This window comes from Kitasatospora sp. NPDC004745 (assembly GCF_042873275.1).
Classification (GTDB): domain Bacteria; phylum Actinomycetota; class Actinomycetes; order Streptomycetales; family Streptomycetaceae; genus Kitasatospora.
Genome location: NZ_JBIALK010000020.1, coordinates 115,501 through 141,828, shown reverse-complemented (window position 1 = coordinate 141,828; position 26,328 = coordinate 115,501). Strand labels below are relative to the sequence as shown.

23 protein-coding genes are annotated in these 26,328 nt (G+C 74.5%); 7 read left to right on the top strand and 16 right to left on the bottom strand.

Annotation, left to right across the window (positions count from 1 at the left end; genetic code table 11):
- Nucleotides 1-90: 90 nt before the first annotated feature.
- From ACFYUY_RS28110 to ACFYUY_RS28090, 5 genes are all read right to left on the bottom strand, one after another.
- Nucleotides 91-1,626 (bottom strand): cytochrome P450, encoded by a 1,536-nt coding sequence (locus ACFYUY_RS28110; RefSeq protein ID WP_387904718.1) that lies wholly within the window; start codon nucleotides 1,624-1,626, stop codon nucleotides 91-93.
- Between the two features lie 43 nt (nucleotides 1,627-1,669).
- Nucleotides 1,670-2,287, bottom strand: coding sequence for an ATP/GTP-binding protein (locus ACFYUY_RS28105; RefSeq protein ID WP_360215535.1), 618 nt, complete (start codon nucleotides 2,285-2,287; stop codon nucleotides 1,670-1,672).
- The gene (locus ACFYUY_RS28100; RefSeq protein ID WP_360215532.1) at nucleotides 2,268-2,630 is read right to left on the bottom strand and encodes a DUF742 domain-containing protein; all 363 of its coding nucleotides are present in this window, start codon (nucleotides 2,628-2,630) and stop codon (nucleotides 2,268-2,270) included. The genes ACFYUY_RS28105 and ACFYUY_RS28100 overlap by 20 nt, the downstream gene beginning before the upstream one ends.
- A gap of 122 nt (nucleotides 2,631-2,752) precedes the next feature.
- Nucleotides 2,753-3,139: a roadblock/LC7 domain-containing protein gene (locus tag ACFYUY_RS28095; RefSeq protein ID WP_360215529.1), complete on the bottom strand. Its 387-nt coding sequence runs from the start codon at nucleotides 3,137-3,139 to the stop codon at nucleotides 2,753-2,755.
- 17 nt (nucleotides 3,140-3,156) lie between these two features.
- Nucleotides 3,157-4,806 carry a sensor histidine kinase gene (locus tag ACFYUY_RS28090; protein ID WP_387904715.1) on the bottom strand — a complete coding sequence of 550 codons (1,650 nt, stop codon included), beginning with the start codon at nucleotides 4,804-4,806 and terminating at the stop codon, nucleotides 3,157-3,159.
- Between the two features lie 456 nt (nucleotides 4,807-5,262).
- Between ACFYUY_RS28090 and ACFYUY_RS28085 the strand changes: the two genes are divergently transcribed.
- Entirely contained in the window at nucleotides 5,263-6,198 is a 936-nt protein-coding gene (locus ACFYUY_RS28085; RefSeq protein ID WP_387904712.1) for a class I SAM-dependent methyltransferase, read from the top strand.
- A gap of 31 nt (nucleotides 6,199-6,229) precedes the next feature.
- Here the strand turns inward: ACFYUY_RS28085 and ACFYUY_RS28080 are convergent, their stop codons facing one another.
- Nucleotides 6,230-6,904 (bottom strand): signal protein, encoded by a 675-nt coding sequence (locus tag ACFYUY_RS28080; protein ID WP_387904709.1) that lies wholly within the window; start codon nucleotides 6,902-6,904, stop codon nucleotides 6,230-6,232.
- Nucleotides 6,905-7,162: 258 nt separating this feature from the next.
- Between ACFYUY_RS28080 and ACFYUY_RS28075 the strand changes: the two genes are divergently transcribed.
- A complete protein-coding gene (locus tag ACFYUY_RS28075) occupies nucleotides 7,163-9,133 on the top strand; it encodes a heavy metal translocating P-type ATPase (protein WP_387904707.1) in 1,971 nt (656 codons plus the stop codon).
- Between the two features lie 95 nt (nucleotides 9,134-9,228).
- Here ACFYUY_RS28075 and ACFYUY_RS28070 read toward each other — a convergent pair whose 3' ends face one another.
- Together ACFYUY_RS28070 and ACFYUY_RS28065 are read right to left on the bottom strand one after the other, a co-directional pair.
- The gene (locus ACFYUY_RS28070) at nucleotides 9,229-10,038 is read right to left on the bottom strand and encodes a hypothetical protein (protein ID WP_387904704.1); all 810 of its coding nucleotides are present in this window, start codon (nucleotides 10,036-10,038) and stop codon (nucleotides 9,229-9,231) included.
- A gap of 213 nt (nucleotides 10,039-10,251) precedes the next feature.
- A complete protein-coding gene (locus ACFYUY_RS28065) occupies nucleotides 10,252-12,621 on the bottom strand; it encodes a lamin tail domain-containing protein (protein WP_387904701.1) in 2,370 nt (789 codons plus the stop codon).
- Nucleotides 12,622-12,966: 345 nt separating this feature from the next.
- Between ACFYUY_RS28065 and ACFYUY_RS28060 the strand changes: the two genes are divergently transcribed.
- The gene (locus ACFYUY_RS28060; RefSeq protein WP_360215510.1) at nucleotides 12,967-14,418 is read left to right on the top strand and encodes a WGR domain-containing protein; all 1,452 of its coding nucleotides are present in this window, start codon (nucleotides 12,967-12,969) and stop codon (nucleotides 14,416-14,418) included.
- A gap of 79 nt (nucleotides 14,419-14,497) precedes the next feature.
- Here ACFYUY_RS28060 and ACFYUY_RS28055 read toward each other — a convergent pair whose 3' ends face one another.
- Nucleotides 14,498-15,505 (bottom strand): NADP-dependent oxidoreductase, encoded by a 1,008-nt coding sequence (locus tag ACFYUY_RS28055; protein WP_360215507.1) that lies wholly within the window; start codon nucleotides 15,503-15,505, stop codon nucleotides 14,498-14,500.
- A 201-nt stretch (nucleotides 15,506-15,706) separates the two neighbouring features.
- On the opposite strand from ACFYUY_RS28055, the gene ACFYUY_RS28050 reads away from it, so the two are divergent.
- Nucleotides 15,707-16,273, top strand: coding sequence for a Uma2 family endonuclease (locus tag ACFYUY_RS28050; protein ID WP_387904698.1), 567 nt, complete (start codon nucleotides 15,707-15,709; stop codon nucleotides 16,271-16,273).
- A gap of 28 nt (nucleotides 16,274-16,301) precedes the next feature.
- Here the strand turns inward: ACFYUY_RS28050 and ACFYUY_RS28045 are convergent, their stop codons facing one another.
- The 3 genes from ACFYUY_RS28045 to ACFYUY_RS28035 all read right to left on the bottom strand — a co-directional run bounded on the left by ACFYUY_RS28045 (nucleotide 16,302) and on the right by ACFYUY_RS28035 (nucleotide 19,571).
- Nucleotides 16,302-17,354: an LLM class flavin-dependent oxidoreductase gene (locus ACFYUY_RS28045; protein ID WP_387904695.1), complete on the bottom strand. Its 1,053-nt coding sequence runs from the start codon at nucleotides 17,352-17,354 to the stop codon at nucleotides 16,302-16,304.
- A 219-nt stretch (nucleotides 17,355-17,573) separates the two neighbouring features.
- On the bottom strand, nucleotides 17,574-17,963 hold the full coding sequence (locus ACFYUY_RS28040) for an SCO5389 family protein (RefSeq protein ID WP_387904692.1): 390 nt from the start codon (nucleotides 17,961-17,963) through the stop codon (nucleotides 17,574-17,576).
- Nucleotides 17,964-18,032: 69 nt separating this feature from the next.
- A complete protein-coding gene (locus tag ACFYUY_RS28035; RefSeq protein ID WP_360215495.1) occupies nucleotides 18,033-19,571 on the bottom strand; it encodes an MFS transporter in 1,539 nt (512 codons plus the stop codon).
- Between the two features lie 243 nt (nucleotides 19,572-19,814).
- Between ACFYUY_RS28035 and ACFYUY_RS28030 the strand changes: the two genes are divergently transcribed.
- Nucleotides 19,815-21,074, top strand: coding sequence for an amino acid permease (locus tag ACFYUY_RS28030; RefSeq protein ID WP_360215492.1), 1,260 nt, complete (start codon nucleotides 19,815-19,817; stop codon nucleotides 21,072-21,074).
- Between the two features lie 24 nt (nucleotides 21,075-21,098).
- Here ACFYUY_RS28030 and ACFYUY_RS28025 read toward each other — a convergent pair whose 3' ends face one another.
- The 3 genes from ACFYUY_RS28025 to ACFYUY_RS28015 are packed head-to-tail and all read right to left on the bottom strand — an operon-like array spanning nucleotide 21,099 to nucleotide 23,046.
- Nucleotides 21,099-21,344 carry a hypothetical protein gene (locus ACFYUY_RS28025; protein ID WP_360215489.1) on the bottom strand — a complete coding sequence of 82 codons (246 nt, stop codon included), beginning with the start codon at nucleotides 21,342-21,344 and terminating at the stop codon, nucleotides 21,099-21,101.
- A complete protein-coding gene (locus ACFYUY_RS28020; protein WP_387904690.1) occupies nucleotides 21,341-22,495 on the bottom strand; it encodes an anion permease in 1,155 nt (384 codons plus the stop codon). Before ACFYUY_RS28020 ends, ACFYUY_RS28025 begins: the two co-directional genes overlap by 4 nt.
- Nucleotides 22,496-22,539: 44 nt before the next feature.
- A complete protein-coding gene (locus ACFYUY_RS28015; protein WP_387904687.1) occupies nucleotides 22,540-23,046 on the bottom strand; it encodes a universal stress protein in 507 nt (168 codons plus the stop codon).
- Between the two features lie 209 nt (nucleotides 23,047-23,255).
- Here ACFYUY_RS28015 and ACFYUY_RS28010 point away from each other — a divergent pair, with 209 nt between their 5' ends.
- The gene (locus ACFYUY_RS28010; RefSeq protein ID WP_387904684.1) at nucleotides 23,256-23,888 is read left to right on the top strand and encodes an SRPBCC family protein; all 633 of its coding nucleotides are present in this window, start codon (nucleotides 23,256-23,258) and stop codon (nucleotides 23,886-23,888) included.
- 169 nt (nucleotides 23,889-24,057) lie between these two features.
- Nucleotides 24,058-24,696 (top strand): TetR/AcrR family transcriptional regulator, encoded by a 639-nt coding sequence (locus ACFYUY_RS28005; protein WP_387904682.1) that lies wholly within the window; start codon nucleotides 24,058-24,060, stop codon nucleotides 24,694-24,696.
- Between the two features lie 49 nt (nucleotides 24,697-24,745).
- Here the strand turns inward: ACFYUY_RS28005 and ACFYUY_RS28000 are convergent, their stop codons facing one another.
- Nucleotides 24,746-26,110, bottom strand: a complete 1,365-nt coding sequence (locus ACFYUY_RS28000) for an FAD-dependent oxidoreductase (protein ID WP_387904679.1) — start codon at nucleotides 26,108-26,110, stop codon at nucleotides 24,746-24,748.
- Nucleotides 26,111-26,328 lie beyond the last annotated feature (218 nt).

The window sequence follows — 26,328 nt, the reverse complement described above, 5'->3', positions numbered from 1 at the left end:
CGAGGTCGTGCCGCTCCCGGGCCGCACCCGCGACGAACGCGGGTGCGGCCCGGGACCACCCGAGGGCCGGGACCACCGCCGAGCCGGGGCTCAGCGCCGGAACACCCCGGTCAGCACGCTCCACCAGTTGCGCCGCTGCCGGGGAACCGACACCGCGGCAGGAGGAGCGGCCGCGGCGGGGGCCGCCCCCGGCCCGGACGGCCCCGCCGCGGGAGACTCCGGCGAGGTGACCGCGGCGCCGGCCGCCGCCTTCGCGGCCCTCGCCGCCTGCGCCTCCACCCGGGCTGCCTGCGCCGCGGCCTGGGCCGCCTCCTCGGCGGCCGCCACCGACTCCGGGTCCGGCTCGATCTCGCGCGGGGTGAACTCCACCGGCAGCGCGGTCAGGTGGCGGGAGATCCAGGCCGAGCTCCAGGACAGCTCCGCCTCGTCGACGGCCAGCCGCAGGTCGGGCAGGAGGGTGAGCAGGATGTCGATCCCGACCTCGGCGACGTTGCGCCCGATGTCCTGACCGGGGCACTCGTGCGGCCCGGCACCGAAGGACAGGTGGGAGCGGTTGCCGTAGAGCGGGGTGGTCGGGTCGGGCCGGACCACCGGGTCGACGTTGCCGGCCGCCAGGCCGAGCAGCAGCATGTCCCCGGCCCGGATCCGCTGCCCGCCGAGCTCGGTGTCGGCCGTCGCCCAGCGCCCCGCCACCAGGGACATCGGAGGGGAGTCCCAGAGCACCTGGTCGAGCGCCTCGCCGAGGGTCATCTGGCCGCCGGAGAGGTGGGCGCGGAAGCGCGGGTCGGTGAGCACCATCTTCAGCGAGTCGGCGATCAGGTTGACGGTCGTCTCGTTGGCGGCGAGCAGCACCACCCGCAGGTGCTCCATCACCTCCTGCTCGGTCAGCCCGGCCGGGTGCTCGAGCAGGTAGCTGGTCAGGTCGGTGCCGGGCTCCGCGCGCTTGGCCTCGATCGTCCGCTGCAGGCTCGCCACCACGTAGTCGTTGCTGGCGATGGCCGTCTCGGTGCCCTTCATGAGGTCCCGGGCGGCGTCCACCAGCTGCGGGCCGTACTCGTCGGGCATGCCGAGCAGCTTGGTCATCACGAGCATCGGCAGGTGCTCGGCGAACTGGGTGATCAGCTCGGCCCGGCCGGTCGGTCCGACGACCTGGACCAGGTCGGTGGTGAACCGCCGGACGTGCCGGCGCACCCCGCGCCGGTCGAAGCGGTTCAGGCCGTCCAGGACGGCACCGCGCAGCCGCCGGTGTTCCTCGCCGTCCGCGAAGACGCACAGCGGCTGCCAGGCGATCACCGGCATCAGCGGGGACGTCGGCGGGACCTCGCCGTCGCGGAAGCACGACCAGAGGCGGGAGTCCCGGGAGAACAGGGACGGCGAGCGCATCACGGTGATGTTCGCGCCGTGGCCCAGGATCAGCCAGGCCGGGAAGTCGCCGTGCAGCAGCACGGGGGCGACCTCGCCGTGCTCGGCGCGCAGCTTCTCGTACAGCCCCGCCGGGTCGGCCTCGGCCTCCGGCCCGTACAGGCGCCGCACGCCGCCGGGGCCGAGCGGTTCGACGGCGTGCGCGTGGGCGGGGCAGCCGGGCGGCGGGGTCGGGGCGGCGTCGTCGGGGAGCGGGGTGGTCACGGGGTCTCCGGGGTGGTTCGGGTCGGGAAGGGTGGTCACGGGCTCACCGGGCGCGCGGGGCGGCGAGTTCGTACAGGTGGCGCATCAGGGTCATCAGGGTGTCCCGGCCGGACTCCCGGCTGCGCGCGTCGCAGGCGATGATCGGCACCTCGGGCGGCAGGTCGAGGGCCCCCCGCAGTTCGTCGAGGGGGTACGAGGGGGCCTCCGGGAAGCCGTTGACGGCCACCACGAAGGGCACGCCGCGGTCCTCCAGGCGCCCGATCACCTCGAAGCTGACCTCGAGCCGGCGGGTGTCCACCAGCACCACGGCGCCCAGGGCGCCCTCGAACAGGCCGTTCCAGAGGAACCAGAACCGCTCCTGCCCGGGGGTGCCGAAGACGTAGAGGACGAGCTTGTCGCTGATGCTGATCCGGCCGAAGTCCATCGCCACGGTGGTGGAGTTCTTGCGCTCGACCCCGGTCGGGTCGTCCACGCCGACCCCGGCCTGGGTCATCGTCTCCTCGGTGGTCAGCGGGCGGATCTCGCTGACCGAGCCGACCAGCGTCGTCTTGCCGACGCCGAAGCCGCCCACGATCACCACCTTGACCGCCATCGTGACGGAGTCCGGCAGCAGGTCGGCCGTCGCCGGTCCGGCCACCGTGTCAGAGCCTCTGAAGTCCATGGATCACCGCCTCCAACAGGGCACGGTCGGGGAGTTCGGCCGCGGGCACGGCGGCGCGGGCCTCGATCCGCCCGTCGTCGAGCAGGTCGGCCAGCAGCACGGTGACCACGCTGGTGGGCAGCTCCAGGTAGGCGGAGACCTCCGCCACCGACAGCGGCGAGCGGCACAGCCGCAGGATGGCCGCGTGCTCCGGCTGCATGGTGGGCGTCGGCTCCGCGCGGGAGACGATCAGGGTGACCAGGTCGAAGACGCCCGGTCCGGACGGGCCGCTTCGGCCGCGGGTGATCACGTACAGGCGTTCGGGGTCGGGGCCGTCCCAGTCGCCCTGGTCGGCCGCCGTCATGTGCCCGCCTCACTGTGCTCGTTCATGTGCGCGTCCCGGGGTCGTCGTTCATGGGCCCGTCCGGGGGTGGTCGGGGGCCGGGCGGCGGCGGCCCGCCGGGCGCGGGCCGCGGTCCGGCCGCCTCACGCGACCGCCTCGGGGTTGCGCGGGGGAGCGGCCAGGTGCTCGCCGATCCGGGCCACCAGGTCGCGCATCTGCTGGCCGACCAGCCCGGCGTCGACGCCCTCGTCGGCGAGCACGGCGAGGTAGGCGCGGGAGGCGGCGGCCATCAGGTAGAAGAACCCGCCGTCCACCTCGATCACCACCAGCCGCATCGAGCCGTCGCCGTGCGGGAACTCCTGCCCCACCGCGCCGGCGAGGCTCTGCAGTCCGGCGCAGGCGGCGGCGAGGCGGTCGGCGGTGTCCGGGTCGGTGCCGTGCTGGGCGATCCGGAGGCCGTCGCCGGACAGCACGACGATGTGGCGGACGCACGGGACGCTGTGTGCCAGATCCCGGAGGATCCAGTCCATGTTGCTGCGGTGCGGAATCACTGCTCGCCTTTCGCTGCCGTCTGTTCGGTGGTCTGACCGGCCGGACCGGCGGACGGTCCGTTGCCGTTGATCCCCTCGGTGAACGCCTCCAGCCAGAGGCCGGGCTGCACCGGCTCCTTGACGGGGCGCGCCGCCGGGTGGGCGGGGCCCGCGGCCGGCCCCGCGGTCGGGCCGACGGGCTGCCCGGTGGTGCGGGCCGGGCCGGGGAAGGCCGCCCGGGTGGTGGGCGGCCGGCGCCGGCGCTGCGGCAGCCCGTTGGCGGTGCGCTCGGTCACCACGACCTCGTCGTCCCCGTGGCCGGACCCCGCGCCCGGTCCGGATCCGGGCCCGGACGAGCCGCTCGGAGCCCACGGGTCGGCGGTGCCGAAGGACGGCCCGGGGGCGCCGGCCACCGTCGTCCGCGCTCCCCAGGGCCGTTCCGGGGCGGCCGGCCTGGGCGGGTTGGCGGGCAGCGGCCGGGGGCCGGAGAACGCGCCGATGCCGTGTGCGCGCCCGGTCGGCGGCGCGGTGGTGACCAGCTCCTGCGGCACCACCAGGACGATCCGCACGCCGCCGTAGGCCGAGCGGCGGAGCGAGATCTGGAAGCCGTACGCCTGGCAGAGCCGGCCGACCACCGCGAAGCCGAGCCGCGGGGACTCCGTCAGGTCGTCGAGGTCCTTGGAGACCTGGGCCTCGCGCAGGCTGCGTTCGGCGCGGAGCCTGGCCTCGTCGGTGAGGCCGAGGCCGCCGTCCTCGATCTCGATCGCTATGCCGCTCTGCACCTCGGCGGCGCTCAGGTGCACGTGGGTGTGCGGCGGGGAGTACCGGGTGGCGTTGTCGAGCAGTTCGGCGACGGCGTGGATCAGGGGCTCGACGGCCGGGCCGATCACCGACACCTGGGCCACCGGGTGCAGGTCGACGCGCTGGTACTCCAGGATGCGCGACATGCCGCCGCGCAGCACGCTGTACAGGGCGACGGGCCTGGTCCACTGGCGGCCGGGCCGGGCGCCGGAGAGCACGGCGATGCTGTCGGCGAGGCGGCCGGTGAGGGCGTTGCCGTGGTCCAGGCGCAGCAGGTCGTCGAAGACCGCCGGGTCGTTGCCGTGCCGGTCCTCCATCTCGCGCAGGTCCTTGGCCTGGCGGTGGATGATCGCCTGCACCCGGCGGGCGATGTTGACGAAGGCGCGCTCGGCGGAGTCGCGCCGGCTCACCTCGTCGTCGACGGCGGTGATGACGCCGCGGGCCACGGACTCCAGTGCGCCGCGGAACTTCGGGCCGATCGGGGAGTCCGGCTTCCGGTACGGCCGGAGCAGGGTGTCGCTGTCCGTGCCGTACCGCGCGCCGGCCACCAGCCGGGCCAGCCCCTCCCGCGCGAGCAGCACCGCCTCGGCCTCCTGGCCGGCCAGCCGCTGCTGCAACTCGCCGACCTGACGGGCGTGCTGCTCCCGGGCCGCGGCCAGTGCCCGCCCCCGACGGGCCGACTCGGCGGCCACCACCGCCACCAGCACGGTGCCGGTCGCTCCGCACCAGAGCACCGCGGCCCGGGCCCCGGCGGTCACCACCGCCTCGGCGATCCCCACGGCGGCCGCCATCACGGCGGTGGGGAGCAGCCAGCCGAGCAACGGCGCGGCGGGCCGTCTGGCGGGTGATGATCCAGCTCGAAGCATTCGGCATCCTCCAACGATCGGAACGGTGCGGGATACGGGGACGGGGCGGCGTCCGGCGCCGGTGACGTGGTGCTGCAGCATAGCCAAGTTCAGGACATTCCTGATCGAAACTCAGAAATACTGCTGTAGAGCTGACTTGTACCGCCGTGCCGGACATGCCGGACATCTCGCACACCAGTGGCAACAATCGTCGGCGCCGTCCCGGCACCAGGCTTCTCGCCTCGCCCCGTCGATACCGGGAACCCGCCCGGGATTCGCTCATGTGAAGGGATTCTTGGCCAAGTCCCGCCCTGGAAAGTCGAGTTCGTGCTAAGGCGGGCCCGCCTCGTCAACTCCGGCCGCAGCGATCACCCGCGCGGGGGGCGGTGCGGCGGCCGGCGTGTCAGAGCAACTTCTGTTGCCTGGCTGGGCAATGAGTGTTGACGTGTCCGGCTCCCGGTGCGTACGGTGCCGGGCATGGCTACGGATGATCTCGGTCGTCACATCGCGGACGACGTGGTGGGGGACGGCGGACTGGACGGGTTGCGGCGGCTGTCGGAGGTGGTGGCGGCCCTGGAGGAGCGCCGGACGGAGGTGGTGGCGGAGCTGCGCCGGGGGAGGTCCGCGACCTGGGAGGAGATCGGGCGGGCCTGCGGGATGACCCGGCAGGGGGCGACCCGGCGGTGGTCCGGCCGGCTGCGGGCGCGGTCCTTCGGCGCCGCCGCGGACGCCTACCAGCAGGGCAGGCCCGGCTACCCGCAGGCGCTGATCGGCTCGGCGGTGCCGCGCGAGGCCCGGCGGGTGCTCGATCTGGGCGCCGGGACGGGCAAGTTGACGCGGCTGCTGGTCGAGGCGGGGCTCGACGTGGTGGCGGTCGAGCCGGACGCGGCGATGCGCGAGCAGCTGGCCGCGGCCGTGCCGAGGGCGGCGGTGCGGGCCGGCTCGGCGGAGCACATCCCGCTGGCGGACGGCAGCGTGGACGCCGTGGTGGTGGCGCAGGCCTGGCACTGGTTCGACCCGGCGGTCGCGGTGCCGGAGATCGCCCGGGTGCTGGCGCCGGGCGGGACGCTGGCCCTGGTGTGGAACGTCCGGGACGAGTCCGAGCCGTGGGCGGCCGAACTCGGTGCGCTGATGCACCGTTCGGCGCGGCAGGAGATCGACACCCGGCCGCTGCTGCCCGCCCCGTTCGGCGCGCCCGAGCGGCTGGAGATCCGCTGGGAGCACGTCACCACGCGGGAGGGGATCGTCGCCATGGTGGCCTCGCGCAGCTACGTCATCGCCCTGCCGGAGGACGAGCGGGCGCGCCTGCTGGCCGACGTCGACCGGCTCCTCGCCACGCACCCCGACCTGGCGGCCCGGGAGGAGATCGCCCTGCCGTACGTGACCCGCTGCACCCGGGTGCGCCGGGACTGATCCGGGCGCCGCGCGCCGGGCCGGCGCCCGGTCAGGCCGCGTTGGTGGGGACGGGCCGGGCGACCTTGAGGTGGTAGTCGACCGAGGTGGTGAAGGCGCCGGACCGGCCGCGCAGGGTCAGTTCGTGGCTGCCGGGGTCGAGGGGATCCAGCCGGACCCACAGTCCGCAGGAGTGGGTGTTGACGCTGCCCTCCACGCTGGTGAACGGGTTGCCCTCCTGCGGGTACATCCGGATCGGCGTGGAGCCGAGCGCCTCGGCGGTCAGCTCGCGCCCGTCCAGGGTGGCGCTGCCCTGTGCGGAGTCCATGAACTCCAGGCAGTCGGACGACTCGCCGAACAGGTTCACCAGCGGGAACGCGATCGGGAGCCCGACCGGGACGTTGCAGCTGCGGGTCACGGCGCCGCCGGTGGTGCCGGCCAGGAACCAGACGTCGTCCCGCTGGCCCTGACCGCACAGGTGGCCGTCCTGGTCGGTGACCGGGTTGCGCTCCTCCGCCACCGAGGTGGCCCAGTCCCACCACCGGGACTGCAGCTCGGCCGAGGTGAGGGCGTGTACGGCGAGCGGGGTGTGCGGCTCGGGCGACGGCTCGTCGGCGACGGGCGGGGTGCCGGAGGGCGCGGCCCGGTCGGGTGCCGGGGCGGCGGTGCAGGCCGCGGTGAGGGCGAGGGCGCCGACGAGCAGCCCGGCCAGTCGTCTTGCAAGCATGATCGTAAAGCTTAGGGGGTGCCGGGCGACCCCCGGAGCGGATTTTCGAGGCTGCCCCGCGGACCGCACCGCAGTCCGTCCCGCGAGCCGCCCTCCCGCCGCCCGGCAGCTGCTCCGCGCCCGCCCCGGCCCCGGAGCGGCCCCGCATCCGGCCCGCTTCCGAGCCGCCTCGCGGCGGTAACGAATGAAAGTGCGTTCATATGTACATGTATGGTTGATCGGTCGAGAGTCCCGCCCTGCCCGAAGGGTCCTGCTGCCATGCCCGCCACCCTGACCGAGCGCCCCGCACCCCCGCTCGCGCCCACGGCCCCCGCCGCACGGCGCCGCACCCGGGTGCTCTCGCTGCCCGAGGCCCGCTGGGCCGCCGCCGCGGCGGCGCTCTTCCTGGTCGCCCTGCCGCTCCACCTCGCCGGTGCCCCCGCCTGGTCCTGGGGCCCGCTGTACGCGCTCGCCTACGCCGCCGGCGGCTGGGAACCTGCCCGGGCCGGCCTCCTGGCGCTGCGCGAGCGGACCCTCGACGTCGACCTGCTGATGATCGTCGCCGCCCTCGGCGCCGCCGCCGTCGGCGAGGTCACGGACGGCGCCCTGCTGATCGTCATCTTCGCCACCTCCGGCGCACTGGAGGCCCTGGCCACCGCCCGCACCGCCGACTCGGTGCGCGGACTGCTCGACCTCGCCCCGGCCACCGCGAGCCGGCTGCTCCCCGACGGCCGGGAGGAGCTCGTCCCCACCGGGGTGCTCGCCGTCGGCGACACCGTGCTGGTCCGGCCCGGGGAGCGGATCGGCGCCGACGGCCGGGTCCTGGACGGCGCGAGCGAGGTCGACCAGGCCACCATCACCGGCGAGCCGCTGCCGGTGGCCAAGGAACCCGGCGACGAGGTGTTCGCGGGCACCCTCAACGGCACCGGCGCCCTGCGGATCCGGGTCGGGCGCGACGCCGCCGACTCGGTGATCGCCCGGATCGTCGCCATGGTCGAGGAGGCCTCCGCGACCAAGGCGCCCACCCAGCTGTTCGTCGAGAAGGTCGAACAGCGCTACTCCCTCGGCATGGTGGCCGCCACCCTCGCCGTCTTCGCCGTCCCGCTGGCCGCCGGAACGGCCCTGACCGACGCGCTGCTGCGCGCGATGACCTTCATGATCGTCGCCTCGCCGTGCGCGGTGGTGCTGGCCACCATGCCCCCGCTGCTCTCCGCCATCGCCAACGCCGGCCGCCACGGCGTCCTGGTGAAGTCCGCCGTGGTGATGGAGCGCCTCGGCCAGGTGGACGCCGTCGCACTCGACAAGACCGGCACCCTGACCGAGGGCACCCCCAGGGTCACCGAACTGCGCCCGCTGGCCGGCTCGGGCCTCGACGAGGACGCCCTGCTGGCGCTGGCCGCGGCCGTCGAGCACCCCAGCGAGCACCCGCTGGCCCGCGCGGTCGTGGCCGCCGCCCGCACCCGGGGTCTGGCGCTCGCGGACGCGGCGGACTTCAGCTCCGTCCCCGGCGTCGGCGTGAGCGCCACCGTCGACGGCCGGGTGGTCGGCGTCGGTGCCCCGGTCCGGCTGCTCGGCGGCCGCGCGGACGGCGCCGCCGGCGAGGCGGCCGCACTGGCCGCCGCCCTGGAGGAGGCCGGCCGCACGGCCGTCCTGGTGGAGGTCGCCGGCGTGCCGGTCGGCGTCCTCGGCACCGCCGACCGGCTGCGCCCGGACGCGGCCGCCACCGTCGCCGCCCTGGCCGGGCTGACCGACGGCACGCCGCTGCTGGTCACCGGGGACAACCCGCGGGCCGCGGCCCGGCTGGCCGCCGAGGCGGGCATCACCGAGGTCCGCGCCGGACTGCTGCCACAGGGGAAGGTCGCGGCCGTCCGGGAGCTGGAGGCCGCCGGCCGCCGGGTGCTGGTGATCGGCGACGGCGTCAACGACGCCCCGGCACTGGCGGCGGCGCACACCGGCGTCGCGATGGGCCGGGCCGGCTCCGACCTCGCCCTGGAGACGGCCGACGCGGTCGTGGTCCGGGACGAGCTCGCCACCGTCCCCGCGGTGATCGAGCTGTCCCGCCGGGCGCGCCGGCTGGTCGTCCAGAACCTCGTGCTCGCCGGCGGGTTCATCACCGCCCTGGTGCTCTGGGACCTGGCCGCGACCCTCCCGCTGCCGCTCGGCGTCCTCGGCCACGAGGGCTCCACCGTGCTGGTCGGGCTCAACGGACTGCGCCTGCTGCGCGAGGCGGCCTGGCCCGGCGACGCCTGAGCCCGGCCCGGCGACCGGCGCCGCTACCTGGAGCGCTCGAGGCCTACCTGCGCCACCTCACCGGGCCCTGACCGGGCTCCGACGCCGGGCGGCCGTCAGCCGTTGCCCAGCTGCGCGGCGCGGGCGACGGACTCGGCCAGGCCCGGCACGTCCGCGCCGCTGTCGTAGTTGGTCCCGCTGTTGTTCCAGTTGTAGCGGTTCTGCGAGCGCGAGTCGGCGTAGTCGTAGATGCAGGGGACGACCCGGAAGTCCGCGTCGAGCAGGAAGACGATCGCCGCGCCGTGGGAGCCGCCGGCGACGTGGAAGTGGTAGCGGCGGTTGAGGACCGGCTCGACGTGCCCGGTGGAGGTGTTGACCCGGATCTGGTTGAGCCTGACCTGGTCCTCCAGGTTGCGGTCGGCGTTGCCGAGGCCCACGCCGTTGGCGTACCGGACGGTGCCGACCATCTGCCAGGTGTCCCGGCGGTCGGCGGCGGTCGAGGCCCGGCGCTGTTCGACGACGGCCGCCGCGTCCTGCTGGGCCTGGGCCTGTGCGGCCCGGGCGGCCTCCCACTCGCCGCGCACGGAGGCCTTGAAGTCCTCCTCGTGCACCTGGGGCTTCGTGCTGATGTTCTTCGCGTCGAGGAAGGTGTAGTAGTCGACCTCGAAGACCTCGGTGCCGTGCTCGGCGAACCACTCCCGGCTCATGGCGAGGAACTTCGGCCCGGCGGCGGCCATCCGCTGGACGGTCTCCCCGGCCCGGGGCCGCCCGTCCTGACGCATCATCCGGGCCACGGCGGTGTTGCCGACGCTGCGCTGGAGGGCGAGCGCGGGCGGTGCGGCGGCCGTGCGGCGGACCGGCGTACGGGCGGCCGCGGACTCCTCCGTCCTGGTGTCGGCGGTCCTGGCGGTGTCTCGGGCCTGCACGGTGGGCTCCTTCGCGGTGGCGGCTCCCCCCACTCATACCCGAAGGACGGGCGGGCCCGGCAGGTCCTCGCGGGCAGCACCGACTGCCCGAACAGGCACGGCGGCCCGCCGCACCGCGGCCCCCCGGCGGCCCCGCACGGTCGGGCGGGGGCCGGAACGGCGGCGGTGCCGGCCCCCGTGGCGGGAGCCGGCACCGCGTCGGCGGACGGGACGTCAGGGCAGCGGGATCCGCACGACCTGCGGGTCGTGGTCGCTCAGCTGGCCGCTGAACTCGCTGTTGATGTGCACGATGTCGTAGCTGTAGGCCTTCGCCGCGAGTGCGCCGGAGATGAGGATGTGGTCGAGCACCTGGGAGTTGCCCTCGTACACGTAGGTGTAGCGCTCGGGCAGCGGGAGGGTGCGCGGCAGGTCGGTGAGCGAGCCGCCGGCGGTGAGGATGTCGGCGGTCTGCGAGAACTCGAAGTCGTTGAGGTCGCCGAGCACGATGACCGAGGCGTTCGGGTCCACCGCGAGGATCTGGTCGGTGAAGCCCTTCACCACCGTCGCCTGGTTGTGGCGCTGGGCCTCGGACGGGTGCGCGGGCGGCTGGTAGCGGCCGAAGAGCGGCTGGTCCCCGCCCTTGGAGTTGAAGTGGTTGGCGATCACGAAGACCGGCTTGCCGTTCCACCGGAACTCCCCGGCGAGCGGCTTGCGGCTGGCGTTGAAGGCGGAGTTGGTCGGGTCGATCCGGCCGGGGGAGTAGGCCAGCTGCGGGGTGCCGCCGGCGTTGACCACCGAGTCGGCGGTGGTGGAGCCGGCGCCGGCGCGGTCGGTGAAGCTCAGGCCGCGGTCGGTGCGGAAGAGGAAGACCTGGCGGATGTTGCCGCCGGGCTGGCCGCCGTCCTGGCCGTCCACCGGGTTGATCTGGCGGTAGGAGTAGGCCGGGCCGCCGGCGGCCGTGATCGCGGCGGTGAGCTTGGCGACCGTCTGGTCGGCCGCGGTGACGCCGTCGTCGGTGGCGCCGCTGTTGTCCTGGATCTCCTCGAGGGCGACGAGGTCGGGCGAGCGCAGGTTGGTGACGATGCCCGCCGCCAGGCCGTCGAACTTGCTCTGCGGGTCGGAGGGGGCGAGGTTCTCCACGTTGAAGGTGGCGGCGGCGAGCTGGCCGGCCGTCGGTGCCGCGGTGACCTCGGGGGCGATGCCGCCGGAGGCGACTGTCGGGGTCGCGGTGACCTGCAGTTTGAAGTTGCCGAAGGAGTAGTCGAGGACGCCGACGGTGGCGCCGGTGAGGGTGTCGCCGACGTTGGCGGTGGGGGTGGGCGCCAGCGCGTTGCCGAGGGTGACCCGCTCCGGGTTGCCGTCGGCGGCCTGCAGCAGGATGCCGCCCCGGTTGGTGCGGGTGGTGCTGCCCTGCGGGACGACGGGCAGGTCGCCGTACGTGTTGCTGGGGCCGACGACGGCGGCGTTGTCGATCTCGACCCGCATGCCCTCCAGCGACGCCCAGAAGTCCAGGCCGTCGGTGGTGGGCCGGTAGCCGCCGGCGGTCTCGACGTCCCCGCTGGTGACGCCGGATATCACCGCGGACGGCGGTACCCGCCCGCCGGCGCCGACCAGGGTGGCGGCGGGCAGCGGCGCGTTGTGGGCGACCACGCCGACGGTGGGCGCGGTCAGTTCGGTGATCGACAGGTTGGTGGTGCCACCGGTGCCGCCGGGGCGGTACTGGCTGACGGTGCCGCTCACCGTGACCGAGTCGCCGACGGCGACGGCGGGCGCGCCGGCCGTGTAGACGTAGATCCCCTCGCTGGTGCCCGGGTCGCCGTCGGGCTGCGGGTCCTGGTACCAGAAGCCGCTGGGGCCGACGGCGGTGACCACGCCGGGCACCGAGCTGACGGCGCTGCCGGTGAGCGGGGAGGTGCGGGCGGCGCCCTGGATGTCGTGGATGCGGGTGCCGCCGGTGCCGCCCCCGCCGGTGGAGGCCGCGTTGCGCGGCGCGGGCGAGCCGACGGCGAAGTCGGCCGCGTTGTTGTCGGTGTCGGTGGCGCCGCCGCCGGCGCGCAGGGCGGCCGTGCCGTTGGACAGGGCGCCGGTCGGCGAGCCCTCGGCGGAGCTGACGCCGGACCCGTAGCCGACGAAGTCCCGCACGCCGGCCTGCGTCGCGCAGCCCGAGGAGCAGGTCAGCGCGGTGCCGTTGGTGACCAGCGCGACCTTGCCGGAGGTGGCGGACATCGCGATCGTCCCGGTGGCGTCGGGAGTCGGCAGCGCCGCGCCCGCACCGGCCCCGGCGCCCTCCTGGACCAGGAAGTAGTGCCCGGGCGCGATCGTCCCGGAGAGCGTGGTCCTGGTCCACGAGGAGCCGCTCGCCGAGGCGTACTGGACCGTCCAGCCGGTGACGGAGACCGGCGCGGTGCCGCGGTTGTAGAGCTCGACGAAGTCGTTGGTGTACGGGGCGCCCGAGTTGCCGCCCCCGCCGAACACCTGGCTGATCACCACGTCCGGCGAGGCCGCCTGAGCGACGCCCCCCGGCAGTGCCAGCAGGGCCCCCACCACGGCCGCGGCGGCCGCCCCCGCCATCGCTCGGCGCCGAACTCGCTGGGTTCTCCGCATCGGGCTTCCTCCTGACGGCCGCACGGGCTCGTGACCCGGCGGCATGACCACGGACAAGAAAGGTCGGGCGCTGAGGTTCTAGCAACGCCACCCGATCCCTACCGTGCGCGGAGGGCGACGGCCAGATGTACGGAGGAAGAACGGTTCGCCGGGCGGCAAGTGGGAGGCGGCCCTCCGGTGGGCACCCGGCGGACGCGTTGTCAGTGCCGGGGCCTAGGTTGGGGGTCGTGGGTGAGCGGCGGGTGCAGGCCCGGGTCGCGTTCCCGGTGCCGTCCGGCTCCGGTGCGCCGTCTCCGCAGCCCCGCCCGTGTCCGTCATCTCCGTTGCCCGAAAGGGGACTTCGTCGTGTCCGTTGCCGTGGAAGAGCAGGTCACCTACCTCGAACTGTCCGAGGACGAGGGGGGTGCGCACAAGTTCTACGAGGTGCGGCTCGCCGGCACCACGGTGACCGTCCGCTACGGGCGGATCGGCGACGCAGGGCAGAGCAAGACCACCGGTTACCCGAGCGCCGAGAAGGCGGCCGCCGCGGCGGCCAAGAAGATCGGCGAGAAGGTGCGCAAGGGTTACGCGCCCGCCGTCCAGGGCGTGCGCGAGCGGCGCGGGGTGACCCGCCGGCAGATCGTCAGCAGCCGCTCCACCGCGACGCAGGCGCCGCTGCTGTGGCGCTTCCGCTCCGGCTCGCCCGCCTTCGGCATCTTCGTGGGCGAGGAGCACGCCTGGGTGGGCAACGAGCGCGGCGACGTCTACACGCTCACCCACGACGGCGAGGTCACCGCCCGCTTCGGCCTGCCGGACGGCGTCAAGTGCATCGTCGCCGACGACTGGTGGATCTACGCGGGCTGCGACAACGGCAAGGTCTACGACCTGGGCGGCAAGGTGCCGCGGGTGGCGTACGAGATCGCCGAGGACGTGGACATCTTCTGGCTCGACATCCACGACGGCGTGCTCGGCGTCGCCGACGAGCGCGGCGGCCTCACCACGGTGGACCACGAGGACGAGTTCCAGTGGCGCCGCAACGCCGACGGGAACTCCGGCTGGATGGTGCGCTGCGACGCCGACGGCGTCTACCACGGGCACTCGCGCGGTGTCGCCCGTTACGCCTCCCGCGGCGGGGAGCAGCTCTGGCACACCGCCACCAAGGGCGAGGTGCTGTTCGGCTGGCAGGAGGCCGACTCGGTGTTCGCCGGGACGTCGCGCGGCTGGGTGCACCGGCTGCGCAAGTCCGACGGCGCCGAGACGGCGGCCTACCGCTGCGACGCGGCGGTGTTCTCCTGCGCGGCCTCCCCGGACGGCGAGTACGTCTTCGCCGGGGACAACCACTCCTCCGTCTACTGCTTCGCGGCCGACGGCACCCGGCTCTGGAAGCTCGCCACCGGCTGCGGCTCGGCGTACAGCATGCAGTACCGCGACGGCCGGCTGTACGTCGTCACCACCGACGGCTCGCTGGCCTGCCTGGACGCGAGCGAGCACGCCGTGCGGGCGGCCGAGGGCGGCACCCTGCCGGCCACGGCCGAGGTGCGGGACACTGGCTGGGAGCCGGTGCTGGCGGGCGCCGCCCTGGAGACGGTCACCGTCACAGCCGACGGGCCGGCCGGTGCGGGGGTCGAGGTGGAGTGCGTGCAGGACGGCAACCGGCTGCGGGTGCGGGTGGTGTCGGCGGGTTACGACCGGGCGCGCCGGGTGCAGTTCCCGAAGGACATCCGGGTCCCCGGGGCGCGGTACCTGGTCGCCGAGGTGCGGGAGTCCGCCTCGGGCGGCTTCTACCGGGCGCGCGGGGAGATCAAGCGCCTGCTCTGAGCGCACCCGGCACACGGGCGGCCGCCGGTCCTCCGGCGGCCGCCCGCGGTGCGCGCGCACCGCTGCCCGCGGCGGCGGATCAGGCCAGGCGCAGCACCAGCTTGCCGGTGTTCTCGCCGCGGAACAGCATCCCGAGGGCCGCCGGGAAGTCGTCCACGCCGCCGTCCAGCACGTGCTCCTTGACCTTGATCCGGCCCGCGCCGATCCAGCCGGCCAGCTCCTTCGCGGCCTCCGGGTACCGGCGGGCGTAGTCGAAGACCACGAACCCCTCCATCCGGGCCCGGCGCACCAGCAGCGACAGGTAGTTGGACGGGCCCTGCACGGCGGTCTCGTTGTTGTACTGGCTGATCGCGCCGCAGACCACCACCCGGGCGTGCATCGCCAGGCGGGTCAGCGCGGCGTCCAGGATCTCGCCGCCGACGTTGTCGAAGTACACGTCGATGCCGTCCGGTGCGTGGGTGCGCAGCGCCTTGCGGACGTCCTCGGCGCGGTAGTCGATCGCCGCGTCGAAGCCCAGTTCCCCGGTGAGCAGCGCGCACTTCTCCGGGCCGCCCGCGATGCCGACGACGCGGCAGCCCTTCACCTTGGCGATCTGCCCGACCATGGTGCCGACGGCCCCGGCGGCACCGGAGACCACCACCGTCTCGCCCTCCTTGAGCGCCCCGACGTCGAGCAGGCCGAAGTAGGCGGTCATGCCGGGCATGCCGAGCGCGCCCAGGTAGGTGGACAGCGGCGCGAGCGCGGGGTCGACCTTCAGGGTGCCGCGGCCGTCCGAGAGCGCGTACTCCTGGACGCCGAAGGTGCCGACCACGTGGTCGCCGACCCGGTACTTCGGGTGCCGCGACTCGACGACCTCGACCACCGACCCGGCGCGCATCACCTCGCCGATCCCGACCGGCGGCAGGTAGGACGGCCGGTCGTCGAGCCAGCCGCGCATGGCCGGGTCGAGTGAGAGGTAGCGGGTGCGGCCGACGAACTCGCCCTCCCCGGCCGTCGGCACGGCCTCGGACCCGTGGGTCCAGTCCTCCGCCCGCACCTCCCCGACCGGCCGGCGGGCAAGGCGGATCTGGCGGTTGACTGCGGTCATGGCATCTCCTGGGCGCGCTCGCTGCTGCACTGGCCGCCCGATTCTAAGCAAGCGCTTATTCATCTGGCCAGACCCGTCGTCCGCGCTGCCGCCCGTGCGGCTGCCCGGCCGCCGCTCCCGGCCGGTGCGGCCGGGCACCGGTAGTCTGGCCCGCGGGCGGCCCCCGGGCGCGCGGGCCGGCGCCGGACAGGAGAGCAACGAGTGAGCACAGCGCACATCGGCCCCGGCGACTACAGCCGGGTGCCGAACCCGGAGCAGGCCCTCAAGTACGCGATTCAGCACATCGCGGGCGACCGCGTCGAGATCGTCGAGGGAGTCATCACCCCCGTGTCGCCGTCCTGGGCGCATGAGAGCGCCATCGACCTGATCCGCGAGCAGGTCGGCCCGCGGATGCGCGAACTGGGTCTGCGCGCCGGCTCCGGCAACCTGGACCTGCCGGGGACGGAGAACTTCTACGTGCCCGACCTGGCCGTGGTCCCTGCCGAACTCGCCAAGTCGGAGGGGGCGTTGCTGCCGGACCAGACCCTGCTGGTGGTCGAGGTCACCTCGCCGTCCAACGCCGACACCGACCGCACCGTGAAACGCCGGCGCTACGCCCAGTTCGGTGCGCCGCTCTACCTCCTGGTCGACCGGCAGGACCGCTCCTGCACCCTGTTCTCCGAGCCCGGCACGCTCGGCTACACCCTGGCCTCCGGCCCGCACCCCTTCGGCACCCGGGTGCGCCTGCCCGCGCCCTTCGAACTCGAGCTGGAGACCGGCGAGTTCTGACCGTGCCGGTGTCTGCGCGGCCCCCGGGTCAGCCGTTCGTCCCCGTGCCCGTATCCGCGCTCGGGTCCGCGTCCGAACCGGCGTCCGCCGGCCGCCAGCCGAGGGCCGGGCCGAGGCGGGTGGCGATGTCGGTGAGGATCTGCCCGTAGTCCGCCCGGTCGAAGGTGAAGGGCAGCGCGAAGGCCACCTCGTCGACCTCCCGGTACCCGGCGTGCTCCTCCAGCCGCTCGGCGATCTCCGCCGACGTCCCGACCAGGTCCGGCGCGAACAGCATCCGGGCCGGTCCCTGCGGGGCGAGCGTGCGCGGGGTGCGGGCCTCGGCGTACGCCCGGTACTTGGCGCGCTGCTCGGGGGTGGCGCCGTCGGTGGGGATGACGACGAGGCCCTGGGAGACCCGGGCGCGATCGCCGTCGGGGTGCGCGGCGCGGAAGGCGTGGATCTGCGCGCGCTGGTTCTCGGCGAAGTCCTCGGACTCCTCGGCCTTCACGACGCTGCTGGTGAGCAGGTTGAGCCCGTGGTCGCCGGCCCAGCGGGCGGAGCGCAGGCTGCCGGCCCCGTACCAGATGCGGGCGGCCAGGCCCGGGGAGTGCGGCTGGACCCGGCGGGAGTAGACCTCGATGCCCTCGGTGCCGACGAAGTCCGAGGCGGGCTCGCCGCGGACCAGCTCCAGCAGCCGCTCGGCGCGGCGGTGCCCGAAGTCCTCGTGTTCGGCGGTGTCGGGGTAGAGCGCGGCCCGGACGTTCTCGAAGTGGGTGGGCGGGCCGATGCTGATCCCGGCGTTGAGGCGGCCGCCGGAGAGGACGTCGACGGTGGCGAGGTCCTCGGCGAGGCGCAGCGGGTTCTCCCAGCCGAGCGGTGTGACGGCGGTGCCGAGTTCGATCCGGCGGGTGCGCTGGGAGGCCGCGGCGAGGACGGCGACGGGCGAGGAGATGCCGTACTGGAGGTGGCGGTGGCGGAGCCAGGCGCTGTCGAAGCCGAGCTGCTCGCCGAGGGTGATCAGGTCGAGGGTGTCCTCGTGGCCCCGGCGCGGGTCGGCCTCGTCGAACAGTCCGATGGTGAGGAAGCCGAGTTTCCGCAGCATGGTGGGTGCTCCGTGTGGTGTGGGGCGGCCCCGCAGGGCCGGGACGGCCGGTACGGGTCGAACGTACGCAGCCGATCGCGCCCCGACAAGATCGCCGGGCACGGTGTCACCCGCCCGCAACACGGTGCAACCCCGGTTCACCCTGACCGCCGTCACGGGCCGGGCGGGGGCTCGGCCCCCGCGCGGGGGCGCGGGGGCCGGCCGGTGGGCTGCCCGGCGTCAGCAGCTGCGCAGCTCGGGGCTCTGGTTGCGGATCTGGTTGTGCAGGGAGGTGAACTCGCGGTAGGCGTCGCCGTCCTCGGTGCCGGGGCGGAAGGCGCCGACGCGGTGGCAGTTGACGAACGCGAGCTTGACGGCGAAGTGCTCCTCCAGGCTGCCCCGGATGGCGTTGCTGGCCAGCGCACGCAGCAGCTGGGCGCGCTCGTGGTCGCTGGGCGTGGTGTTGTCGGTGGTGAACTCGGCGTCGGTGGCGCTGAGTTCGGCGCTGAGCCCGGAGACGACCCGGTAGGCGTACGGGAGCGAGGTGCGGACGGTGTCGATGAAGTCGGACTGGTCGACGCTGCCCTGCGCGGCCTGGGCGAGCAGGGTGGGGGAGACGTCGAGGGACATGGGTGATACTCCTCTATCGGAGATGAAAACCATTTCTAACTCGACTGTCCCGGATCCCCTGAGGCCCTGTCAAGCACCCTCCCCCGAAGGACTGACGGGCGCCGGTGCCGGGCGGACCTTGATGACGAACACCGCGATCAGCACCGCGAGCGCCGCGAACACCAGCCCCATCTGGAAGGCGCTGGAGATGCCGTGCACGAGCACCTGCGAGGAGTACGGCGCCGGCAGCCGTCCGGTCGCCCGGAACTCGACGAGCTGCTGCGGGGTGGCCTGGTGGAGGAACGCGCCGAGCTGCTGCCGGGCCTCGTTGCGGCTGGCGGTGCCGAAGACCGTCACCAGGATCGACAGGCCCAGCGAGCCGCCCACCTGCTGGGTGGTGTTGAGCATGCCGGTGGCCGCGCCCGTCTCGTGCGGGGCGACGTGCGAGACGGCGGTCAGCATCACCGGGACGAAGATCGAGCCCATGCCGAGGCCGAACAGCAGGGTCGGGCCGAGGACGCCGCCGACGTACGTGGTGGTGATGCCGGTCTGGGCGGCCCAGACCACCCCGCCCAGCACCAGGAACGAACCCGTGACGAGGAAGGGTTTGGGGCCGTACCGCACCTGGTTGCGGGCCGCGAACTGGGCGGCGGCGATGATCGCCACGCTGATCGGCAGGAAGGCGAAGCCGGCCCGGAGCGGACTGAACCCGAGGATGTCCTGCACGAAGAGGGTCACGAAGAAGAAGATGCTGAACATCGCCGCGGCCACGCAGAGCATCAGCCCGTACGCGCCGGAGCGGTTGCGGTCGCGCAACAGGTGTAGCGGGGTGATCGGCTGCGGGGCCCGCCGCTCGTTGAGCACGAACGCGGCCAGCAGCACCACGGCGAGGCTGAACGACAGGAGCGTCACCGAGTCCGTCCAGCCGTGCTCGGCGGCCCGGATGAACCCGAACACCAGCGAGACCATGCCCACCGTGGCGGTGAAGGCGCCGACCAGGTCGAAGCGGCCGGGGTGCCGTTCGGACTCGTTGATGTAGAGCGGCGCCAGCAGGGCGATCGCGATGCCGATCGGCACGTTGACGAAGAACACCCAGCGCCAGGACAGCCAGGAGGTCAGCATGCCGCCGAGCAGCAGCCCGATGGCGCCGCCAGCGCCGGCGACGGCGGAGAAGACGCCGAAGGCGCGGTTGCGCTCCGGGCCCTCCCGGAAGTTGGTGGCGATCAGGGCCAGCGCGGTCGGCGAGGCGATCGCGCCGCCCAGCCCCTGCAGGGAGCGGGCGGCCAGCAGCCACGCGGAGGACTGTGCGACGCCGGCGAGCAGCGAGGCCAGGGCGAAGACCAGCACGCCGGCGATGAAGACCCGCCGGCGCCCGAGGATGTCTCCGGTCCGCCCGCCGAGCAGCAGCAGTCCGCCGAAGGTCAGGGTGTAGGCGTTGATGACCCAGGACAGGTCGGTGGTGTTGAAGTTCAGTGCCTGCTGGATGTGCGGCAGGGCGATGTTCACGATCGTGATGTCGAGCACGACCATGAGCTGGGTGGCCGCGATGACGGTGAGGGCTATCCCTGGGTGCTGGCCGCGGCGCGCGGGCGCGGGCGGAGCTTGGGCCAGGGCACGCGAGGTGGCCATGGCAGGTCTCCCGGTGGCTGGGGAGCGAACGGTGGCGGGAGGGTGGCGGAAGCGTCCACTACCACGACACTAGCTCCGGGATATAGGGAACACAACCGTTCATTACGGACAGTCGGCGGTTTCCGGACAGCGCGCCGGAGAGGGTGTCGGCGGGCCGGTCCGTCGCGCCGCGGGGCGGCCGTCCTCTCGTTCCCGGGCTGGGATACCGTGCACGGGCATCGGAGATCGACACGGGAGCCTGCCATGAACCGACCGGCCGGGAGTGCCCAGCCGCAACTGCGCCGTCAGCTGGGGCTGTTCGACGCCGTGGTGATCGGGCTGGGCTCGATGATCGGGGCCGGGATCTTCGCCGCACTGGCACCGGCGGCCGGCGCGGCCGGCTCCGGACTCCTGCCGGGGCTGGCCCTCGCGGCCGTGGTCGCCTACGCCAACGCGACCTCCTCGGCGCGACTGGCCGCCCGCTACCCGCAGTCCGGCGGGACGTACGTCTACGGACGGGAGCGGCTCGGCGAGTTCTGGGGCTACCTGGCCGGCTGGGCGTTCGTCGTCGGCAAGACCGCGTCCTGCGCCGCGATGGCGCTGACGGTGGGCGGATACGTCTGGCCGGGGCAGGCGCACGCGGTGGCGGTCGCCGCGGTGGTCGCCCTGACGGCGGTGAACTACGTCGGCGTGCAGAAGTCCGCCTGGTTGACCAGGGGGATCGTCGCGGTCGTGCTGGCGGTGCTCGCCGCCGTCGTGGTGGCGGCGCTGGGCTCGGAGGGCGCGGACGCCACCCGGCTGGAGATCGGCTCCGACGCCTCCGCGCACGGCGTGCTGCAGGCGGCGGGCCTGCTGTTCTTCGCCTTCGCGGGCTACGCGCGGATCGCCACCCTGGGGGAGGAGGTCCGCGATCCGGCGCGCACCATCCCGAGGGCCGTCCCGCTGGCCCTGGGCCTCACCCTCGTCGTCTACGCCCTGGTCGCCGTGGCCGTCCTGGCGGTGCTCGGGCCCGAGCGGCTGGCCGCGGCCGCGGCGCCGCTGTCCGAGGCGGTGCGCGCGGCCGGTGCGGACGGGCTGGTCCCGGTGGTCCGGGCGGGGGCGGCGGTGGCCGCGCTCGGTTCGCTGCTGGCGCTGATCCTCGGGGTCTCCCGGACGGCCTTCGCGATGGCCCGCGACCGGCACCTGCCGCACGTGCTGGCCGCGGTCCACCCCCGCTACCGCGTGCCGCACCGGGCGGAGCTGGCGGTCGGCGCCGTGGTGGCGGTCGCGGCGGCGAGCGCCGACCTGCGCGGGGCGATCGGCTTCTCCTCCTTCGGGGTGCTGGCCTACTACGCCGTCGCGAACGCCTCGGCCTGGACGCTCACCCGGGCCGAGGGCCGCCCGCCGCGGGTCGTCCCCGCGCTCGGCCTGGCGGGCTGCCTGGCGCTGGCCGCCGCCCTGCCGCTCGCCTCGGTGCTCTCCGGCGCGGCCGTGCTGGCCGTCGGCGCGGCCGCCTACGGGTTGCGCCGGGCCGCCACGTCCTGAAGGCCGCCGCGCCGCCCGGGGTGCTCAGCTGTGGTTGACGATCACCGCGATGCCCCAGCCGATCGCGGCGAGCACCACGGCGAAGCAGAGTCCGGCGACGGCGTACCCGAGCACGCCGGCGGTCGGCCGGTCGGTGCCGGGCGCGTCCGGGCGGGGCTGCGGGGCGAGCGCGAGCAGGCCGACCGCGAACAGCGCGGGGAGGCCGGCGCCGGCGAGCAGCCCGACCACGATGATCCGCCAGAGCGCGTCGAGGTTGATCCAGCTGTTCACGAGGCCACCTCGTCCTGCTCGGGTGCCGGGACGACCGATCCGGTCCAGGCGGCGTTGACGTTCTCCGGGGTCACGGCCGGGTGGCGGGAGGCGACGAAGAAGGCGACCGAGGCCAGGATCAGCACGACGAAGATGGTCACCACGCCCGCCGTGCCGCCGATCCCGTTGGCGACCCAGTAGGCGAGGGCGCCCATCAACCCCGCGGCGGGCAGGGTGAACAGCCAGGCCGTCACCATCCGGCGGGCGATGTGCCAGCGCACCTCCGCGTCCTTCTTGCCGACCCCGGAGCCCAGGATCGACCCGGTGGCCACGTGGGTGGTGGAGAGCGAGTAGCCGAAGTCCGTGGAGGAGAGGATGACGGCCGCCGAGGCCGACTCGCTGGCCATCCCCTGCGGCGCTTCGATCTCCACGAGCCCCTTGCCCAGCGCCCTGATGACCCGCCACCCGCCGATGTAGGTGCCGAGCGAGATCGCCACCGCGCAGGAGGTGATGACCCAGGGCGGGGAGGTCGCGCCGGCGTGCAGGGTGCCGTTGGCGATCAGCGCCAGGGTGATGACGCCCATGGTCTTCTGCGCGTCGTTGGTGCCGTGGGCGAGCGAGACCATGCAGGCCGAGCCGACCTGGCCGATCCGGAACCCGTGGGAGCGCGGGCCCTCGGCCACCCGGCGGGTGATCCGGTAGACCAGGAAGGTGCCGAGGGCGGCGATGGCTCCCGCGATGAACGGGGACAGCGCCGCGGGCACGATCACCTTGGCGACCAGCCCCTGCCACTTGACGGCCGAGCCGCCCGCCGCCGCGATGGTCGCGCCCACCACGCCGCCGATCAGCGCGTGCGAGGAACTGGACGGGATCCCGAGGTACCAGGTGGCCAGGTTCCATAGGATGCTGCCGGTCAGGCCCGCCATGACCACGGTGAGGGTGACGTCGCCGCTGTCGACCAGGCCGCTGGCGATGGTCGCCGCCACCGCGGTCGAGAGGAACGCGCCGACCAGGTTGAGCACCGCGGAGACGGCGACCGCCACCCGTGGGCGCAGCGCCCCGGTGACGATCGAGGTGGCCATGGCGTTCCCCGTGTCGTGGAACCCGTTGGTGAAGTCGAATCCCAGCGCGGTGGCAACCACCAGGGCCAGGACCAGGTCGTTGCCGGTCACGGGGTCGAACCCTAGCCGCCGGTGGCCGCCCGTCCGGGTCCGTACTACCCGGGCGCGCCGGGTGTCGCGGCGCGCCATCCGATCGGATGAGTCCCGCGGTGCGGGACGAGGGGTCGGTGCTCCGGCGTGCCGGGCCCGGTCCGGACCGGGAGGACCGGGCAGGGGGCGTGGTCGAGGACGTAGCGGGTGGCGCGGTCGGGGCCGTGCGGGCGGTCGCCGCCGCGGGCGAGGACGAGCAGGTCGGCGCCGACGGCGGCGGCGACGACCTCGCGCTCGACGCGGCCGACGCGCACCCGGGCCGTGCAGGGGCGGCCGAGACGTCTCGCGGCGGCCCTGAGCAGGCCCTCGCCGGAGGCCGCCGCGAGTTCGTCGAGGCGGGCGTCGGGGTCGTACGGGGCCCGGCCGGTCCGGTCCGGGTGGGCCGGCGCTGCGTGCGAGGCGGGTTCGACGGCGTGGAGCAGGACGATCTCGGCCCCGGGCGGGGCGTGGCAGCGCGCCGCATCGACGCAGGCGGGCCAGGTGCTCGGGGAGATCCAGACGACGACGCTCACGGTGTCACGCTCCGGGGATCGAGGGGGGATCCGGAAAGGAGCCTCACTATGTCACCGCGGCGGGGTGGGGCGGGCCCGGATCGGACGGCGATGGCATCAAGGAATCGTTAGGGGTTGTCACGCGGGCATTGACCCTTCATCTGATCGTCCGTTATAACTTCTAACGAACGCGTGAGTGTCTATCTCCGAGTCGAGCGAAGGGGACCACCGTGTCCGGCATCCGCAGCAACCGCATCCGCGCCGCCCTGATCACCGCCCCGCTCGTGGCCGCTCTGCTCGGCGCCGCCGCGCCGGCCGGGGCCGCCACCGCCCACCGCGCCGCGTCCCTGACCTGCCGCGGCGAGGGCGTCGACCCCGGCGCGCAGGTCCGCTACCGGACCGAGGCCGTGATCCACGCGCCGCTGCGCACCGTCTGGGAGGTGCAGACCGACGTGGCCGACTGGCCGTCCTGGCAGCCCCCGGTGGAGACGGCGCAGCGCCTCGACGGCGGCCCGCTGCGGGCCGGCTCGGCGTTCCGCTGGACGACGCCGGTACCGCCGAACCCCGCGACCCCGGCCACCGAGCTGGTGATCACCTCGACCGTCGAGCAGCTCAGGCCCGGGTCCTGCATCCGCTGGACCGGCCCCGCGGTCGGGGAGGGGCTGCACATCGACGGCGTGCACGTCTGGACCTTCACCCGGGTCGAGGACGGTGTCCTGGTGCGCACCGAGGAGACCCACACCGGGCCTCAGGTCGACGCCGACGTCCCCGTCGCGACCGCGCTCCTGGGCCGGGGGCTGGAGGCCTGGCTGGCGAACCTGAAGGCCACCGCCGAGGCCCGAGCCCAGCACGGGCCCTGCTGAACGCCGCAGTCGAACACCGGCGGACGGACGGTTGGGGCGGAACGGGTTCGTTCACTAACATCGACAGTGTTCCCGGGAGGCGGGAAACGGCTCCGCTCATGACGGGCCGCCCATCGGCGGCCGTGATGAGGGACGTGTCGAGAGGCGGGACCGAAGAAGGTGCGCAGCCATGCCCGCTGAAACCGACGTCGCGCGCCGGTCGGTGGCCGCCGCCCCGACCCGGTCGCCGGCCGCCCCGCTGCGGCGGCGCGGCGAGGCGCTGGAGAGCGCCATCTTCGAGGCCACGCTCCGGCTGCTCACCGCCGACGGCTACGCCCGGCTCACCATGGAGGGCGTGGCCGCCGCTGCGCAGACCGGCAAGGCCGCCCTCTACCGGCGCTGGCCCTCCAAGGAGGAGCTGGTGAAGGACGCGCTGCGGGCCAGCCTGCCCCCGGCCGGCCCGGCGCCGGACACCGGGGGCCTGCGCGGGGACCTGATGGAGGTCGTGACCAGGCTGCGCGCGGCGATGTTCAGCGAACCGGGCGCGGCCGTGCGCGCGATCATGGGCGAGCTGGACCAGCAGCGGGCCCACGTCTTCCTGACGATCGTGCTGGAGCGGGTGGTGCAGCCGACCACCGCACTGATCGGCGAGGTCCTGGCCCGGGGTGCGGCCCGGGGCGAGGTCCGCCCCGGGGCCGTCACCCCGCTGGTCACCGACGTGGTGCCGGCGCTGATGCTGTACCGGATCAAGACCTGCGGCGGAACGGCCGTCCGGCTCGATCCGGCGGCGATCGTCGACGAGGTGCTGCTGCCGATCGTCCGCCCCTGACCCGGATCCCGACCCGCTGCCGGGCCGTCGGGTCCCGCCGGGGGCCCGCTCAGGCCCCGCTGTGCCGGAGCATCTCCTCGCGCTCGACCACCTTGACCCGCTCGCGCCCCTCGGCCGCGCCCAGCGCGCGCTCCTGCGCGTCCAGCAGCTGCCAGCCCTCCCAGGTGGTGAACCGGACGCCCTGCCCGCGCAGGTGGGCGACCACGGCCTCGGGGTCCGGCTCGACGGCGCCGGGCAGGCGGCCGGCCGCGTGGTCGGCCAGCAGGCAGGCCACGGTCTCGTTGGCGTCGCCCTTGGTGTGGCCGATCAGGCCGACCGGGCCGCGCTTGATCCAGCCGGTGACGTAGGTGGCCGCGCGGTGCGAGCCGTCGCCGTCCAGGACCCGCCCCGCCTCGTGCGGGACGGTGCCGGACACCGGGTCGAAGGGCAGCTTGGGCAGCTCGTCGGAGTAGTAGCCGACGGCCCGGTAGACGGCCTGGACGTCCCAGTCCCGGAACCGGCCGGTGCCGCGGACGTTGCCGGTGCCGTCCAGTTCGGTGCGCTCGGTGCGCAGGCCGACGACCCGGCCGTCCTCGCCCAGGACCTCCACCGGCGACTCGAAGAAGTGCAGGTGGACGCGGTGCGGGCGGTCGCCGACGTCGCGGATCGCCCAGTTCTCCAGCGTCGCCGCGACCAGGTCGACGTGCTTGACGGCCCGGCGTTCGGCGATCGAGCCGGCGTCGTACTCGATGTCCTCGGGGTCGACGATCACCTCGATCGTCGGCGAGTGGTCCAGTTCGCGCAGCTCCATCGGGCTGAACTTGGCCTGCGCCGGGCCGCGGCGGCCGAAGACGTGCACCTCGACGGCCCGGTTGCGGCGCAGCCCGGCGTGGACGTTCGGGGGTATCTCGGTCGGCAGCAGCTCGTCGGCGGTCTTGGCGAGGATCCGGGCGACGTCCAGGGCCACGTTGCCGACGCCGAGCACGGCGACCTTCTCGGCCTCCAGCGGCCAGCTCCTCGGCACGTCCGGGTGGCCGTCGTACCAGGAGACGAAGTCGGCGGCGCCGTACGAGCCCTCCAGCCCGATCCCGGGGAGGCCGAGCGCCCGGTCGGCCGTGGCGCCGGTGGCGAACACCACCGCGTCGTAGAACCGGTGCAGGTCGTCGAGGGCGAGGTCGTCCGGGTAGTCGACGTTGCCGAACAGGCGGACCTGCGGCTTGTCGAGCACCTGGTGCAGGGCGGTCACGATGCCCTTGATCCGGGGGTGGTCGGGGGCGACGCCGTAGCGGATCAGCCCGAACGGGGCGGGCATCCGCTCGAACAGGTCGATCGAGACCCCGGGGGCGTGGGCGGCGTCGGACTTCAGCAGGGCGTCGGCGGCGTACACACCGGCAGGGCCGGCGCCGACGATCGCGACCCTGATCGGGCGGGTCATGGTGGGTGGTACCTCCGGTCGGGCGCAGCGGGGAGGCGGACGGGGACGTCCCTGCAGCCAACCCGGCGGGCCCGCGGAGGTGTAGGCGGTGCCGGTCTATGGGGTCATAGAGACGACCTATGGCCGGGGGGCGGGCCCGGGGGGGGCGGGGCGGGCCCCCCCCCCCGGCCCGGGGCCCCCCGCCCGGGGGGGGGGCGGGGCCCCCGCCCCCGGGCGGG